Origin of the sequence: Caballeronia sp. LZ028 (assembly GCF_031451415.1) — a bacterium.
Lineage (GTDB): Bacteria > Pseudomonadota > Gammaproteobacteria > Burkholderiales > Burkholderiaceae > Caballeronia > Caballeronia zhejiangensis.
The window spans coordinates 101,753-118,596 of sequence record NZ_JARUXN010000004.1 but is presented as its reverse complement, the minus strand read 5'-3'; the positions used below and the strand labels follow the sequence as shown (position 1 = coordinate 118,596).

Sequence of the window (16,844 nt, the reverse complement as noted above, 5' to 3'; positions counted from 1 at the left end):
TATCTGGTACATCAATGACATATCGATACTCCTCTAACAACGTGATTAGATTCGACTCGGCCGGCGTTACTCAACGCCGATCCGCGTATGCCTTGAAAGTCGGAATGTCCTCCTCCGACCAAGGCTCATTACCCGCGATCTCCAACTCCTCCTCCAACGACAGTCCGTCTGGGTTCGGTAACGGTTTGTTCTTGGGTTTCGTCGGCGTCTGATCCGATGGCACCGACTCCACCTTTGAGGTGACGCCTGGCACGTATGTCTTGCCTGTATTCTCCAAGGCCATACCCTGTGACACCCTGCCTTCAGCCTTCTCGCGCATCTCGAGCAACGACTTTCCAAGTTCCAGACCGCGCGCGTGCCTCTTATCTGATTTCGTCTCCCCTTCGCCCCGCAGATACTCCTGATAGGCCAAGAGTTCAAGATGAGAGAACTGGCAAAGAACTTCATAGTGATTCGACCGGCACTCGATCCAGTGCTCTTTTGCCCATACAACCACTCGCCCTATGTTATCTGGGTCGTAACGCACCAAAACGAAAGTTCCTTTAATCTCAGGATCCTTCAACTCGGCACTAAAATACTCGTTAGTGCACGCCTCTACGCCACCGTCCTGACGAACCTTTCGATACCCACCTGGAACTGCTGGCATACATAGATGCCTGAACTCCAGATCATCCCGAATGACTCGAATATGAGAACGCCCAACGTTCGCAAGTATCCGCTCTTCGTAATCGAGGATCGACTCATGTCCAGTTCTTGACGAACTATGTCTCGGCTCGATCTCGTAATATTTCTTGTCAAAGAGCTCACGAATTTCGGTAAGGGTATGCGTTGCCGTCTCCGAAATACTGAATTCTTCAAGCAAATTACGCCAGTCGACATCTGGTTTTGCATGGCCCGCTATGTTCATAACCGTTTCAGCATCATCCTTCCGGAAGCCGGCTTCGACGGGCTGACCTGAACGAGGCGTTCGGGCCGGGCGATTGAGCTTTGTTATGTAATAGCGCGCGATGGTTGCGGAAAACTGCTTCGCCTGAAACTCAAGCGCGCGATCACACACAATGTACTGCGGCATCCTCCCCTGATGTCGTCGAACCGCCTCCAACAACAGTCGATATAGCGTCTCATAGCTCGGTACGCCATAGTGAATCACATGCGCGATTACGCGGAACGTCGCAGCGTCGCGCATCACGCTTCGCCAAGCCCTACGCGTCTGCACCCGCCCCGTGACAGAGCAAATCAAGGTTACGGGAAGGGGGCTATGATCGATATGCGCGACTTCCCAAGGGATTCGACCTTTGACCAAGCGATTTATTTTATCGCGTGGAACAAACGAGCCGTAGGAGTAGGCTTGGAACCTTCCGTCTTGCTCCTGAACGATTATCGCTTTGTCGAGTCGCTTAAGCCGCCTTCGTATCGTCTCATCGCTTACCGGCGTTACTCCCGCTGCTTGGCAGCGGGCGTCGTATATGCGCTTGACTGACGCAAATGTCGGCGCGATGTTGTGTAAATAGTCGTCGCGCAAACACTCAAGCCATACCGGGTGCTCACCTTCTTCGACTCGGTCAAACCTGCACCCGCAGTTGTCATAGTTTCGGACCAACGCGTCGATTACTGAACGCCCTTCAAGTTCGGCTGTTCTCACATCTCGCTGAATCCGGCTGATGGTGCTCGGTGAAATCTGCTCGTTGACATGAGCTCCATAAGGCCATTTCCATTCTGAAATAGGTCTTCCGATCAACTCAAAAAGCGCCACCGCCTCGGCTCGGCGCTTCTGGCTAATTCGCATGATTTTCGGCGGTGCTACAGCCTCATACACCCATTCATTTCGTGCACAAAGATCGCGCACCTCTTCAATTTTGAGGTCGATCGCGACGCCCTGTTCATTTCGGACCCAGTATTTGGAGTCGCCTGCGTTGACAACGATCCACGTCCTCCGATCCCACGTGAACGTCTGTCTGTCCACGGGAAGCGGCCTGTGAGGCGGCGGAGCCAAAGCACCTTGAGCCCGCTGCTCCAACTGATGACTGATGTACGACTCCCGATCCGCGTACAGGTACGCCGTCTCAGTATTCGTAAAATCCCTCTCATACAAGGCGAAGTACACAGCACCATGCGCTACGGCGTATTTGATTGACTCTCCGCCGTTACCTTCAGCAACGAGGTCTTTCCTTCGGACTACTCCCCGCTCCCGCACGGCTTGCACAACACGTCGAATTTCCTCTTCGTCGGGTTTGCGATAATCCGGGAGGTAGCAACTGGACAGAACGGAAAGATTGCCTTGCAGGTGGACGCCAAGCCTCGATTCCGGCACCAACTTATATCCAATACCGTATCGGGCGGCCGCAGCTTCCGTGCTTGGCGAGACCCATGTGCCGTCCTCCTGAAGCTTGAAGAGGCTGCTCTTCTCCAGCTCGGAATCTCGCCGAACCTCAAGGAAATAAACTTCCTTCCTCTCGATAACAAGTGCGTGCATCGGTCGTGATACCGGGCCGCACCGCCTGCCACTGGCATCGAATGTCTCAACTCCACGCAGCCGGATCCGATTCCAGAACTCGACAATGTTGGGATTGAGCAACCGACTGTCGGCCATGAATAGCGCACATAGCTCTGGAAATACGGAGCCGAACTGCATTGAGCGGCGCATAGTCAGGCTCGGGTATCGTCCTGTCGTGTTGCGTATCAACGGATCCGACATCGGCGCAGTATCAGGAGGTCTTCGACGGATTTCCCTGATCAGCGCCTGACCCAGAGGCAACACCCCAGCGACCCGCAAAATGCTTTGCAGCTGTTCTTCTGTTAAGTCCCCTCCAGTTTGAATGCGTTCAATGATTGCGTGATCATCGACTGCCTGATGATTCGCTTGGATTTCTGCTCCGCCCATCGCGTGGTCCTCCAAAATTTGCGATGCGGCGACAAACCGTACTAGCGATCCAGTGTCAGGGTTAGGTCGTCCGATATCAGGAGTATGGTTCGTACGCCGCTGGACAATCCGGCCGCGCCCGTCGGGACACGTCGTTGCAAAAGCGCTCGCGAGGCGACCATCTGAGAGTCTGAGTGATAGCGCAGTCCTTGTTACTCATCGGAACATCTCCATGAAGAAGTTTGTGAATCAAATGTTGGAACTCTAATTAGTAAAATTTGGGGCCCAGAGCCCTTCGATGCCGGGTTCCTGATACAACCATCGCTTTTCTCCTCAAGAATAACGGTCCGGCAACAAGCTCTGCCAGCAGGGCAGGGAAAGTCGACGTTCGGAGAGCCGAAGAGCCTCACTCGACGGCGCTCTGATTGCGGTATTGAAATGCGGCTAACAAATTAAGACAGCGATTTGAGATAAGTGGAGCGGTCAGAATACAAACTCTTGGCGTCACCCTCGAAAAACACGAATGCCGGATCATGTCGGGGGTAATAGATCAAGCCAAGCAGGATTGCGTGCTCAATCGCCTGGTCCGTATAGCCGTCTCGTCGCAGGTCCTCCCAGTCGACGATTCGACGGCGCTTGACTATCGCCTCAATGGCGACCGAATCGAACAAGCTTGGCCTCGCCTCGACCTCATTCGTCTCACCGGAGATTCCGGGAAAGCGCGTTTTGGCGCGCATCTCTTCTTCTGCGACTTCATCCCACGCGATGAGCCGGTAGTCGATCCCAAGACGCGCCGCCGCTGTATCGATTCGCTGTGAACGCCAGAGGCCATCGACCCACTCGAACAGAGGGCTACGCTCCAATTCCCAAGAATGGACGAACTCAAGAAAATAAACACGGTTCGCCTCGATCACAAGCGCGTCGACCGGACGCCTAACCGTTATGGCGTTTCTTCCGACGCCGTCGGCTAGCACCACTCCGTCGATTTTGACATTTCGGTACAGCTCGAGGATGTTAGAGCTCAGCAGCCGCCCGATACCCAAACACACGTGCGAGAAAGACTTTTCGAACTGCAGCATTCGCTGGATCTCTGAGACCTGATCCACGGGCGCCTGAAATGGGAACCCCTCCTTTTCCCTCGATGACTCAATTGCGCGCTCTTGGCGTAGATTCCGAATCCACTCGCGCCCTAGTGGGGAGACTCCAGCCCTGACGAGTATCTCGTCGATGGGCCTCTGAGTGCTTGCCGCGTTCTGCTGCGCGTGCCCGCCTGCAAAGGCAGCGCGCTGTCGCGAAACAGAACTCTGATTATGAGCGTCCATAGCCATCCTCTACATAGTCGTTAAAGGTCGTCCAATGCGGAGACGTTCGAAGTTCGTGGTGAGAAGTCGCATCTTCGACGACTCGCAAAGCCAGCACGAATCGGAATTAGCCTAGTTAAGGTGAGAATACGGTCCTGCGTCCGGCGCCCTGCGATCCGCGAGATGCGATTGCTTGGCCGGTAGTACAGCACCAACACGGGTCGCTGTCAGGTCAGGCTGCGGTCCGATGCCGATGCTCCCACCTTCGTCCTCCCATACGAGTATCTGTTGCCCAACGGCCGGCGGCTCACCTTTTTGCGCGTCGATTCTGTATGTGACACGGTTATAAACAAACGTGCGCCCGTCGCGAACGGTCCGTGTACTCCAGCCGGAAGGCTGAATCGACTTTTCATTTCTTTTCGGACGAGCGGGTCTCCAAACCTGGATTTCGTCAATCCGTTCGAGCCCAACGTTCTTACTGGCATCTGGCTGTGCCTTCCGCGTCAACTGGCGGCTTTCGGTGTCAAGTATCTGCTCTCCGATGCTCTTGTCGCCTCCCTTGAGCGGGCGCTCATTATGCAACGGCCGCTCACCTTTGTTCGTTACCTTGTTGTACAGGTAAATTAGCGTTGGCAAATATGCGTTGGCCTGGCCTACGGTTCGCTTGCGAGCGATGCTGAGGTGTCTCTCGATAAACGCGCGCAGATGTTCATCATTCGAATTCCGCACGCGCTTTCCGGTCGACTCCGGCAACCAGGGGTCGAAATCGCTCGTCGAAGGCAACTCCTCGCAATCAAGGATGTACGAGTCCGGTTCCCAACCGACATCTCTCAGATAACGCCGCCTGGCGTGTGTATATGTGAGTTTGCTGTAGTCGTTTGTGAAATAGCAATGGCGCAACTCGGCCGTCTGACTGCTTCGGATCACAACAAGTGCAGCAGGCCTTGAATTCGCTCCAAACCAGTGACAATGCAGAACGTAAATGACAACAGATTCGGCGGGATTCTCGATCCAATGCATTCGAGGAGGGATATCGGGCGAGTATTGCCAATCCGGATTGACCCAAAGTCGATGACCTGTAGCCCGTGAAGGCGACCCTTGATGTTTCTTTAGAGCGTCTTTCGCCGCGTGGGCTCGGGTGGCGCTGGTAGTTCCCGAATCAGCCATGGTTGAAACAACGCCCCCTGCACCAAGCTCAAACTCTTCAGCCTGTGCAGTTGTCTTCTCGAACGTGCCGCATAACGCGTTGATCAGGGATTCCGGAGCCTCTTGTTTTTCACTGTTCGAACCAGCATCGAGAAGAGCATCGACGGGGTCCTGATCCCTTGACTCTGCCTCTCGTACGACTCGACGCAACTGGCTCAGAGCTTTCTCGTGGATAGGCAACCCTTTGCTTGGCCCGTGAGGCCAGACCGGCGTTTCCAGGCTCAACTGAGCCACGAGTGATTCGCCTAGTTCCCGAGCGGTAGTAGCATCGGCCGTCACGGCTGTCGGGGATGATGTTTTACGCCGCCCGAAGAGGTGATGGAACGCCCGCATCATTTTTCCTCGCAGAGAAAGCGCGCCGGTTGGGTCGCGCAAGTTCGTATGCATTTGGTCGTAGGACGTGTGAGTGTCGTGGCTGCCCTCCTGCTGCTGCAATATCGGGGCGACCTGTCCGGATAACATTTCTTGCGGCTCCAGCAGTGCCGCGACTCCAGCGTCTGGGGCGGAACCGACCCTGAAGGCTTGAGTAGGCATCTCGTGGTTTTTCATGAACTACCTCGCGTGTGTTTAGCTTCTCTTGATCGCTAGTCGAGCGACCGAAGGATTGGGGGAAACGTCGATCACAGCCTGCGCCCGAGTCTTGCGCATCATCTCTCAACGCAAAGCTGCAACCGTAGTAAGTGGATTCAGTGACTTATCAAATGCTCAGTTCGGAACGATTTCGCGCGTGCCCGCTTTGAGCAGTCGAAGCCCGCGCTTGTGTCGTCATCTACCTGAACGAAGAGGACCTCATCATCGCGAACGTGCCTCCGATCCCGGCGAAGATCGCGCGTTCGCTCGAGATGCTCGTGGAATTGCCTCACGATCTGACGGTCCTCAAGTTGCCCGGAGGAAGCGTAGTGACGGACCAAGTCAACATTTCCAGACAATCCAAGGAAAAAACGCATGCCGGAACACAGCGTTATTAGAAAGGATTGCTTATCTATCAATCGAAGATCTTTTTCCACAATATTCATTTTCATTGGCTCCGTCGTGTTGACGTATGAGGGACTGGCGATGCATCCCGAGGTGCTGCGACTTCCCACTACAGGCCCGGTCGCTCCCCAAGTTCGGTCTCGCTGTCTGAATCCTTTGAACTGCTCATTGCAGGGGTTCGGAAATGTACCTGAGTCGTAAAGGCGTGGTAGTCGCTGACCAACTTGAGAGCCCCCTCCGCGTCCGCCCTTCCACATTCGAACATTTGCCGCCAAGAAGGTCATCAGTAAAACGCGTGGCCATCTTCAGGTGCACAGTTTCGTACCCCATAACACTTCGGCGATGCCAACCGCGATTCAGCGCCCAGTCAGTCAGTTAGCTCTATGTTTCAGGGGACCTATACGACTGCTCTGAACTCAGAGTAGGACACCAGCCGGCGAAAGTTCTCTTAAGGTATACCCTCGTGAAATGATCGAATTTTCTTCGATCGACGCACTACGTTGCGCTCAAATGGCCGACGTCTCCACATATACGTATCATCTTCGCTTACCCTTTCCCGAAATTTCGCCTACGCTGGGGTGAGGTGAATCGACACTGTTGGCGCAGCACATGAGGAAAATTTCTTATGACTAAACGCATTAGTTCCATCCGCAGAGCGGCTCCGCTTGCTCCGATACCGCGAGGATGTCCAAACCGCGTGCTAGTGTCGTGCCGACACACACGTCACTGGATGACAACCAATGAACAAGGCGAGTCGGTGGAGGACAGTGAGCAGGTTCATCTGTACACACTCGAGATCCTCTGCGCTGCCCCTTGTGAGATAGGCAGTAGAACGATCTTCGCGCAGAACGGAGTGTGGGCAGAAATCGAGTATCGCACGCTAGGCGCGGTGCAGCCGAAGCCCTGCTCCAAATGTAGGCTTACCCCGCTACATAACGCCGTTCTGAATCAAATTGACGTTTCTTCTGCGGGTAGTATTTCGTATGACTAACTACTTCACATTTGTCCTTTTGAGGCTGATACGTCGTTCTACCCCCGTCACGGAGTACAAGCAGAACATGAATAACGCTTACATTTTTCCGCCTAAGAACGAGAAAGATTGTCTCCCTTCGCGCGTTGTCGCAGTCGTTGATCCTTCGAGCCCTCTCGACACAGATAGGTATGTCGGCTGGGAGCAGCAGGAATTCGATTTCGAAGCGAAGTCATGCGACTCCGACTCATCCGTTGCGGCTTCTAAAGATTTCGACGCACTCGCCGCCGCGACACCCAATTTGCTCGTCAAGCGGAATGCGACGCCGCAGCGTTCGCCTTCGGTCATGGTGCGCTGGCACTCAGAGCCCCGTGTTAGTGAGCGAGAACCGCGTGCCATGTTGATGAAAGGAGATCGACTGTGGAGTCAGTAACAGCGCCGCAATCGACAGGTGGGCCTCTCAAGTCGCCTGAGCTCGATGATCGGCCTACATCGAATGAACTTGACGACTCGTCGATGCAGGAGGTAATGGAGTTGTGGCTCGGCCAGACCGTGCCAAAGATTGGCCACATCACTGGACCGTTTGACGAGTCCGAGCTTCGAAAGGTTACCCGAGAGCGGATCCACATCTTCACTGCTACAGGCGACTACGGGTCAGCGGCGACCGTTCCACAGATGTTTCAACACCTACCAGCGCCCCTACTTTGGGACTGCGCACGGTCGAAACGCAGCGGCTTCCCTACTCAGGTTTCGACAGCCCTCCAGTTGATAAAGGAGCGGCACATTTATGTTGCGGGCAGGGACGTCCTAGAACTGTTTGGTTTTGATTTCAGCGGCCCTCTGTCCGGAGAGGCCGACCGTCAAGAATGCAACACCCATCATTCTTGGACCGAAAAGAAGATTGTCTACAGCAACGAAGGAGAAAGTCTTGCGACACCCGCTTACGAAGTCGAAAACGAAGAAGGCCACTCGAGGTCATTCCTCGCAAAGTTCCGCACGAGTAAAAACCCATTGTTCCCACGACCGTGGAACCCACGGATTGTGCTCTCGAACCAAAAGGGCCTCCCGACCGACGAAAAGGTCGCTACGAGGCTCGGTCAGATTGGATCGCATATACGTGCCGCAAAGGCCAAGCACGGACGGACTCAAGGAACTAGAATGGCAGAAGAAGCAGAAGAAGGACTTACGCCCACCGCGCCTACGCCCACCCCACTGATTCACCTTTACGCGGAGGGCGTCGATACCCCTCTGCTTCAGTCCGCGCAGCCGTTTCAATCAGTGGAGACTAGTCTTCTGGCGCATCGTTTCGAGGCTGCAAGGCGATCTGGCGCACATAGAGCCGGCATCTGCGTGCTATCGGCGGCCCACGCTTTTTTCTCGGTCTCCGCATCTTGTGCTTCGCGAGCCCCCGTCGCCAATGCCATACCACACCTGAATAGCAGAATTGCATATTGGTGTCAGTGCATCTCTCTCGCTCGCACGACGCTCGGCTCAATGTTTCCTCGTTATGCGTTGGAACACCTTCCGATTCATAGTTTTGCCGACAATCAGCCCATACCTATTGGCGTGATGGTCGAAGGGATCACCGAAGAGCATGGCGCAGAGCTCGCCGGCAAGCTGAACGCTCGACGTCCGGACATGCCAGTTCAGTTGGCTCGTTTTTTCGTCTGCCCCGTGACAAAGCTAGCCGAGGTACGCGAGCTTGTGCCGATGCTGAGCGATGACGCACTCGACGCAGCTTTCGAGGTAGTCATGCACTGAACCGGCCGTTCCCCTGTCAATTCTCAACCGTTTTCCAAAGAGGCCGTATGAAAAGTCGTTTTAAATTCAATTCAAGCGCGCGACCATTGCCGACGCCTTTGCGCGAGGCGCCGGGAGATCACCTCGTTTGGTATTTCCTGCGACATCCGTTCCGGCTTTCATTTGCGTTCCAAGGCGCGCTGCGACTTATCATCGAAGCTCCGTCTTCGCGATGTTTGCACATCTCCTTGGAAAAGCGGCAGGACCCGGCGTGGGTCGGCCGTGAACTCAGTTCACTGGAAACAACCATTCCACGGCCGGAGTACCACGTGACGGCGTGCCGACACATCTATACCGAGCTGCTGGAACATAAAGCTTTCACGCAAGGTACATCGTGGCCGATTTGGTCGGATGATGCCGATGGCACTCCAGCAGTATATGCATGTACTGATTCTCTCGGACGCTACATCGATCGCTACCCACCCGAACTTGCTGATGGTATTAGTGCTTTCAACGCGATGTGCTCAGAATGGAAAGCGAATCACAACTTGCACGTAGAAGAGCTGTTGGCGGAGGTATGAACACAACCGCGTCCGAACCCTTCCTCATTCTTCCCCTTCTCCTGCGCACGTTTACTAGTGGTCAGCGGCTGCGTTGATAGCCCTGATCTGCTGTGTCGGCCTATTCTCGTTGCGCGCTTCTGATAAGAAAGCGCTTTCGCGCCGCCTGCCCGCAGTCGCGTCGAGAGCCCGCGTAGAGCCACATCGGAGATGGATTCGCTGCCGTTTCGCAAAGAACGGGCCGGGCAAACAACCTATTCCACTTCTCGTTCGTAGAGACCGGCTCGCTCGGTTGCTTGGATCATGAGAGCAAGTCCCTCTTTCTGCACTTCGTTCATCTGTTTCTGCCGACACTTTGACGGCATCGTTGCGTGGCCCCAGACCCGACAGACCAACGGCTTTATCGAAGCCATCAACGGCTTGTTTCAGGCCGCCAAGCGCAAGGCGCGTTGCTACACGCGCTTCGCAACCATGCGAACGGTGCTGTTTCTTATCGCTGGCAAACTCGACTTCTCTGCATTCAACTCGCATGCCCCCTGAGAGCCGTTACTCACTTCATTTCCATAAGAGCCTTGGATGCCGCTTTGAGGCTGCGATGGGTTAACCCTGACGGCGGCCGTATTCGAATCACTCTTGGCGAGTGAAACAGACATGAAGAGACGACCAATCCTCCGCTCAAGCGAGCGGCCCTTCCTGTTTCGCTTCAGGAAGCGCCAGAGGATGATTTGGTGTTGTACATTCTACAACATCCATCTCGGCTGTCGTACGCATTTCAAGGAGCGCTTCGACTTATCATCGAGGCCCCATCATCGCGATGTCTTCACCTCGAGCTGCAGAACGGCAGCGATCGAAGCTGGATTTCGAGAGAACTTGGGATGCTCAGATCGGTGCACCCTGCTGCAGACTAACATGACGCCGTGCCGTCACATATATATGCAGCTCTTACGGCACAAGACGCGGACGAAAGCATCTTCGTTCCCCCTCTGGACTGATCAGTTTGACGATGCCAGCCCGGTGCATGCGTGTCTCGACGCTCTTGGACGTCACACCTCTCCCGGCACTCACCGGAGTTCGCGGACGGTATTACCGCCTTCAATGCTTTGTGCCGCGAATGGCGAGAAATCTACAATGCGCGTGCCAATCAGCACAAAGAGCGAGAGCTAAAATCGGCATGATGGACGGAGGTATCGGAATTTTCGACCTGCGACGCTCGAGCGTCCTCGGATTTTGCAACCGACTGAATGTCCCCTAATCCTGCGCGCCTAGAACCGTCAGATGAATAGCGCGATTGCCGACGTGAGCGCGGATTGGAAAAATTGCGAGAAATTAGCAATCAAGAAAACGACTGCTGCCGGACATGGCGCCGAAATTGGCGCACTATCGTAGATAGTCGAGTACGGGGCTGCCGCAACGGCTCTCAGCCTTGCGCGGTCGGGCCGTTCCCAAGTAGTTCGGCGCTCTGCAGAAACGCAAGGGCACGTATTTCTCGTGTTTGGTCCATACGCCTACACGCCCCCTTAGCTCGCCAACTCGTTCCTATCTGCGACCTTCCCCACACGCACCAGTGAACCACTTCAACGTCAGCCACTCTTGTATTGCAGGTTTGTCTCCATTTCGTCGCCGACTCGCCGACTAGACTGCTTTCATGGCTCAATACTGGAGGGTCCATGAAAACCACCGAGTCTATCCCGCAAAAGTTGTCGCGTCTGCGCCGCGCAGGCGTACGGAAGATCAAGTCTGTGCTGCTCTTTCCCGTTCGAGTGCCCGGCCTCGTTCACGAAGTATCCCTGATTGACCTGATGACGTGTCTGGCGTACACGACACTTTGCCTCACGCATCTCGGCATTTGATTGCGAACTTTTCTCGACGTCCGAGAGGCGCGTAAGTCGGGCAACTGGCGGTGCGCCATCGAAGCAAGCATGTTGCACAGACGTCGCTTTTGAAGGCAAACCACCAAGTGAGATAAACATGGAAACAGTCACGGCAGTCTGCTACGCCATCATCGCATTGCACGGTGTCGTGGTCGCGCTGGGATGGCACAAAGAGTAATCGTCTCTCGGCGTGTCGCCGGCAATCGAGACGCCGGCGACCCGCATGTTCCTCGGCAACTCTCAGATGCGAATAAAAGTCCGCGGGTTCAAGTGTCGGGACACAGTCCGACTATGGCTGTTGCATTCAATTCGGTGGCCTATACTCGATCGACCGATCCGAGGAGCCCATATGGAATTGCCGAACAGTGCGGGCGGGCGCGAACAGAGTCTCCTGTTCGATTTGCCTCCTTCGGTGGACGATGAGCTCGTCGAACTACTGACAACCTTCGTCTGTCCAGCTAGGCTGCTGACCACCGCGAAGACGGAAGAGTTCGTGGAGAGCCTGTCTGATTCTTGGGCCACCGTTGCGCTTAGCTGCGCCCGCTTAGTAGAGCACAGTCGCCTCCAGCAGGACGGCGTACCTGCCAAGCCCACTGCTTTCGACGACCTCGAGTTCGACGATAAGCCGAGCATCGGCCAGATTGATGCGGCTCTTTTTGCGATCGGACGCCTGCCGCCGAAAATGCAGGAACAGATTCAAACCCGTCTCGACCGGCTTTTTACAAGAGCCAAGGTCATGAAGAAGGCCTCCGTATTCTTCTCGCCGGCGTACGGGCTTGGCGCATACTACCGTTGGATGCTAGGCGCGCACCTGTTCGCAACTCTCACTGGAAACGCGCCGAATACACGGTGGCTCATTCCTAAATTGCACGCGAGCAGTTTTAGAACACGAGCTGACCCATGTGCCAAGTGGATGTGTCAAAGAGAAGACCACGAGAATCCGCCCTTTCTAGATGCGCTCCTCGGAGCGATAGCGCAACACGCTGAATCTACCGATTCAGATGCGTCTTTCGAACGAGATTTCATCGACCGTGCGTTCTTTTCTAGCTTCGATGCGCCTCGCCGATTCATCGAATGGCTTCGAACTGGGGCTCCCAGTCCATCTACCAATTTTCAGCTGCTTCGGCGAACAGAGTTTTATCGAAACGCCAAACGTGACCGTTTCATTGAGCAGTTAATCTCCGAGCTGCCGGTGGATGACCCATACAAGCCGCTTCTCGTAGTCGAGGCTCCCAACTCACTCAATGGCCTCACGGCGTTCGCTGGCCGGCTACAAGAGCTAGCTTATGAGAGCAAGCTACCTTTCAATACGTCGGTCCTCTATATCCGCGCGAACCGCTTCGAGGCAGAGGACTGCCACAAGTCCCTAGCCTATTACGTCGGAGTGATTCTCTCGTGGCTAGACGGAAAAGATGTGCGCAGCCCGCCCCCTTTTCGCTCGCGGCTCGGGATTTATGAGGGAATGGCGAGGATCCGCAGAGCCATGTCGATACACCGACTGCTGTTTATTGTGGATGGCATGGAGTCGGATCGAGGTGCGTTCGAAGACGTGCTAAATATCATCAACGACAATCCGATCAATGAGTTGATATCGAATTTAGTTACTCCGGCGACACAAGATGTTACTCTCGCAAGTCAGGTGCGCGCATTGGAAGTTCCTGCAACACTGTCTCGCGTTCTCATCCTGAGCGGTGGGAGATGGAACAAATACAGCGGCATCATTCGCTTCAAGGGCATGCTGCCTCCGATCTCTCGCGAAGTAGTCCCCCCGGTTCTTCGCGAACATGGCTTCGCGAACCCGGATCTCGTCACGGAAGTGCTGGGCAACTCGCTCTGCCCGGAGACAGAGGCCGCACTTCTGGACGTGCTTGTTAGCATCGATGGCGGCCATGGCTTGACAGCGCAGCAGCGAGAACGAGCGAGATTGGCAGCGACGACGGGGTCACCGGTCGGACGTATGGAATTGTTCAAGCTGGCCAAGACACTTCTGGCCGAAAAGGATCCTTTCGCTTTGCTGATGGCGCGCTTTGTCGCCCTCTGCCCGGGTGGACTGAGGTATTCGACTATGACGCGGTGCCTGCGCGACTTCTCATCTCCGCTCTGTGCTCAGTGGGATACCGCCACGCTGATGGAGCGATTTAATGCAGCAAGCAAGCAATACCCTATGTTGTTCGTTACAGGCGATGACGAAATCGTAGAGAGCGACACCTTTTTGCTGGGAAGGCAGCAATGGGAAACCGACGGTCCACGCACCGCGAACGACAATCGGTTAGACGACGAGTCCGGCGTCAGGTGGCGCGAACCGTCCATCGACATACGCTTTGCGGAAGTAAGAGAACTCCTGGTTGCTGACATAATTCAGGCAGACATCAATCTCTGGTTCCGCATCCATCATCTTTTCGCCGAGGAATCCCTCGATCAATGGACGGACAGCGTGCGCATCGCGGCACCCGCCGAACTCAGTAGCATCGGTTTGCATCGGCGCCTGATCCAGGCCGTCTGGCACGGTCTGCAGAGTATTTCCTTCGATGAAGAGCCGCAGGTCGAGCGCACCGAGTTGAGAGCGAGGCGAAGTTCTTTTCCAATATCGCCCGACAAGCGATATATTTACATAGTCACCTATCTAATGCGGCGCTGCCTCGAGGGCGACGAGGAGTGGTTGCTCGCGCGTGGTTTCGCGCGACATCGACTGCGTGTATGTCTTCTGGCCGCCGCCAATAGCCCTGAGAAGGTACGCGACTATCTTGCGCAACAGTACTTACACCGCCCCTGTTCCTGCAATGAAACAACGACCACGGGCACCGAACACCTCGAAAGTTGGCACGGCTACTTCGACAGGTTCGCCATTCAGCGGCCCGTCGTATGCAGACTGCGGCGCGTCAATACGCTCGGCCCCGAGGAGAAGACCCGACTCTTCGCGGACCACCTCATTTCGCTAGGCCGCGCAGCATTGGACAGCGGTCACGGTGTGCTTGCCAAAAAGACGCTGTCAACACTGGACGACTTAAACGCTTTGTCGCCTCTTGCGACATATAGCAGTGACCTCGCGATATCGCGGAACAAGCTGTCCTTGGACCAGCTCGAATATGCCGACCAAGCGATGGACGCGCTAGACCAGATGTCGGAGCAGTTGGTCGATTTCGGCTTGCCAAACGACTTCCCTGCGCGCGAGATTTTTGCGCCATATGATTATCCCGCTGCGCCCTTTCCCTTCGCGGCGTTAGTCGAAAAGGCGGGCGGGGATGCGCAAACATTCCGCGATCGAAGCAAGCGCGACCGCCTTCCCCAATGTGTTTCCATTCTGCTCCGGTACGCCGAAGCACTTGCGCTCAAAGCTGACGCGATCCCCGGCGAGAGCAACCTCCATCGCAATCGGCTTCAATATCCCGCGTTTCTGCAAGCTGCGTACGTCTACTTTTTCGCGGAGCGACTGCGCCTTATCCTTCGCTACGACTCGCCATCATCAGGAGATTTGTCGGCTAAACCCACTCGCTACCAAGTCCGAGTATCGCTCAAGCTATCCGGGCTGTGTTACACAGCCACCCGCGCGGTCGGCGCCGGCGGCACGACGCCAGAGTGGCGGGCGGCTGCGCAGTCTTTCTGGCTACAGGCGGAGCATGGAGCCGACATCTATACACGGCGTTTCTTTAGATACGACTACGATCGAGCGTATATGAATGTTCTCGGCGCGAGCTTTGAACGCAAGCGCGCCTCGATGATCCGTCTTTTCAATGATTCCATCGGTGTGGAACAAGCGACTAACGTCTGCTTCGCACGGGCCTTTAAACACCTTCAAATTGCCGACATTATCCTTTCACGCCTCGGGTATCCGCTATCGCCAACGCGACGCTTCATACTTGAACGCATTAAGACCTACTGTGCCGTCGGCACTTGGGCCGGCACGGCGCTATCACATGGCAGCTTAGCTTCGAATGTTCCATCGAAACAGGCCCTGTCGAGAATGACGAAGAAGTCATTGGCGTCGGCCCGCGCAGACATCGAATTGTTGAATAATCTAATCAACACCCCAGAAGCGTTCGCAGCGGAAAGCGTCACGCGCGGCTCGCTGTTCTGGAATCGTCTTATGGAGCTGCAGCGGCAGAAGGTCGATCAACTTGCTGCGACGGTGAGCAGTTTGAGTCCGTCTTGAAGGATGATCCGAACGGTTCTCACGTCAATAGGAAGGGCAGCCTCGCGGGGGCGAGATTTGCGCTGCCACCGAGAGGCTCGCAACGACGTCTGCCTTCCCGTATTGATCGGCCAATGTGCCCGTTCGAAATGTCGAGCAGCGCCAGGCAGAAACACCAATCGTAAGGAAGCATTTCGTACAATGTGAAGGCGACTTCCTCGGCTCGGGTCGCTCAGCGACTCAGGCTCTCGTCCGGGAGTGATCAGCCCCTCGAGAAGCGTGCGGCGGGTAGACGCTTGCACTGAAGGCGGCGGGCTATAGTATGGCGCGGTGTCTGCAGGGCGCCTTTGGACCTTCGGCAACTGCGACTCGGGCGGCTATCCTCGAACTTATTGAGCGTTTTCAAGAATGACCCAAACTCTCCGTTATCTGTCCCCAGAAACGACTTCTCGGGGCCTGGTCATTTTCGTGGAATAGTCAAAGTCTGCGTGGAGTCAATGTCAAACTTCAGTCGCGGGAGCAGATCCCGTTTTCTTAGTGGTCTATTAGCGTTGCCCCTGTGCGGGGCGGCACCTACTTTCTTTGCTGCTGCAAAGAAAGTAGGCAAAGAAAGCAGCTTTTCAAGCCCGCGGTCACACGCACGTTGGGTAGTACTCTCGTCCTAGGCGGCACTCGCCTAAAGAGTGCCCTCAAACACCTACGGGCTTGGCTCGCGCACGGTCTGCCGCCCGAAAACGCTGAGGACACTGGTTCAGCACGAAATGGCTCCGGCACAGCGCTACGCGCTGCCGCCCGGTATGCAAGGGAAACCAACGTGCGGCAAGTGCAGCGAGATTGAGACGTTAGTAGCGAAGCACGCGCGGACCCGCTTGACCGGTCGGCCGCGAAGCGGGCTGGAGCTATTTGGTGCTGAACCAGTTTCGTGTGTGATGCGATGTGGCAGACCGTGCGCGATCCAAGCCCGGTTGGGCCTATGAGGGCACTCTTTAGGCAGCCCACGAACGACGAGAGGACTACCCAAATTGCGTGTGACCGCGGGCGTATCAGTAGCTGCTTTCTTTGCTTACTTTCTTTGCAGCAGCAAAGAAAGTGAGTGCCGCCCCGCACAGGGGCAGTGCTAATAGACCGACACGATCACGGGATCCGGCGAAAAAAAAGAAAAAACCCTAATCTACGCACAGCAAGCCAACACACCAAACTCCGCAGAACCCGATCAAAACTCCTGAAAGAAG

The 16,844-nt window shown here is 55.4% G+C and carries 8 protein-coding genes; 5 read left to right on the top strand and 3 right to left on the bottom strand.

Annotated elements, in window-relative coordinates; all coding sequences use genetic code 11:
- Positions 1-70: 70 nt before the first annotated feature.
- The 3 genes from QCE58_RS23290 to QCE58_RS23280 form a co-directional block, all read right to left on the bottom strand.
- Positions 71-2,881: a Mu transposase C-terminal domain-containing protein gene (locus QCE58_RS23290; RefSeq protein WP_250521444.1), complete on the bottom strand. Its 2,811-nt coding sequence runs from the start codon at positions 2,879-2,881 to the stop codon at positions 71-73.
- 431 nt (positions 2,882-3,312) lie between these two features.
- The gene (locus QCE58_RS23285) at positions 3,313-3,939 is read right to left on the bottom strand and encodes a hypothetical protein (RefSeq protein WP_250521445.1); all 627 of its coding nucleotides are present in this window, start codon (positions 3,937-3,939) and stop codon (positions 3,313-3,315) included.
- A 354-nt stretch (positions 3,940-4,293) separates the two neighbouring features.
- Positions 4,294-5,916 carry a hypothetical protein gene (locus QCE58_RS23280; RefSeq protein ID WP_250521446.1) on the bottom strand — a complete coding sequence of 541 codons (1,623 nt, stop codon included), beginning with the start codon at positions 5,914-5,916 and terminating at the stop codon, positions 4,294-4,296.
- A 2,554-nt stretch (positions 5,917-8,470) separates the two neighbouring features.
- Here QCE58_RS23280 and QCE58_RS23275 point away from each other — a divergent pair.
- The 5 genes from QCE58_RS23275 to QCE58_RS23255 all read left to right on the top strand — a co-directional run bounded on the left by QCE58_RS23275 (position 8,471) and on the right by QCE58_RS23255 (position 15,633).
- Positions 8,471-9,073 (top strand): hypothetical protein, encoded by a 603-nt coding sequence (locus QCE58_RS23275; protein ID WP_250521447.1) that lies wholly within the window; start codon positions 8,471-8,473, stop codon positions 9,071-9,073.
- A gap of 47 nt (positions 9,074-9,120) precedes the next feature.
- A complete protein-coding gene (locus QCE58_RS23270; RefSeq protein WP_250521448.1) occupies positions 9,121-9,633 on the top strand; it encodes a hypothetical protein in 513 nt (170 codons plus the stop codon).
- A gap of 279 nt (positions 9,634-9,912) precedes the next feature.
- Positions 9,913-10,152 (top strand): transposase, encoded by a 240-nt coding sequence (locus QCE58_RS23265; protein WP_309780523.1) that lies wholly within the window; start codon positions 9,913-9,915, stop codon positions 10,150-10,152.
- Between the two features lie 1,127 nt (positions 10,153-11,279).
- Positions 11,280-11,462 carry a hypothetical protein gene (locus tag QCE58_RS23260; protein WP_250521449.1) on the top strand — a complete coding sequence of 61 codons (183 nt, stop codon included), beginning with the start codon at positions 11,280-11,282 and terminating at the stop codon, positions 11,460-11,462.
- A 370-nt stretch (positions 11,463-11,832) separates the two neighbouring features.
- Complete coding sequence (locus tag QCE58_RS23255; protein ID WP_250521450.1) at positions 11,833-15,633, top strand: hypothetical protein; 3,801 nt, start codon at positions 11,833-11,835, stop codon at positions 15,631-15,633.
- Positions 15,634-16,844 lie beyond the last annotated feature (1,211 nt).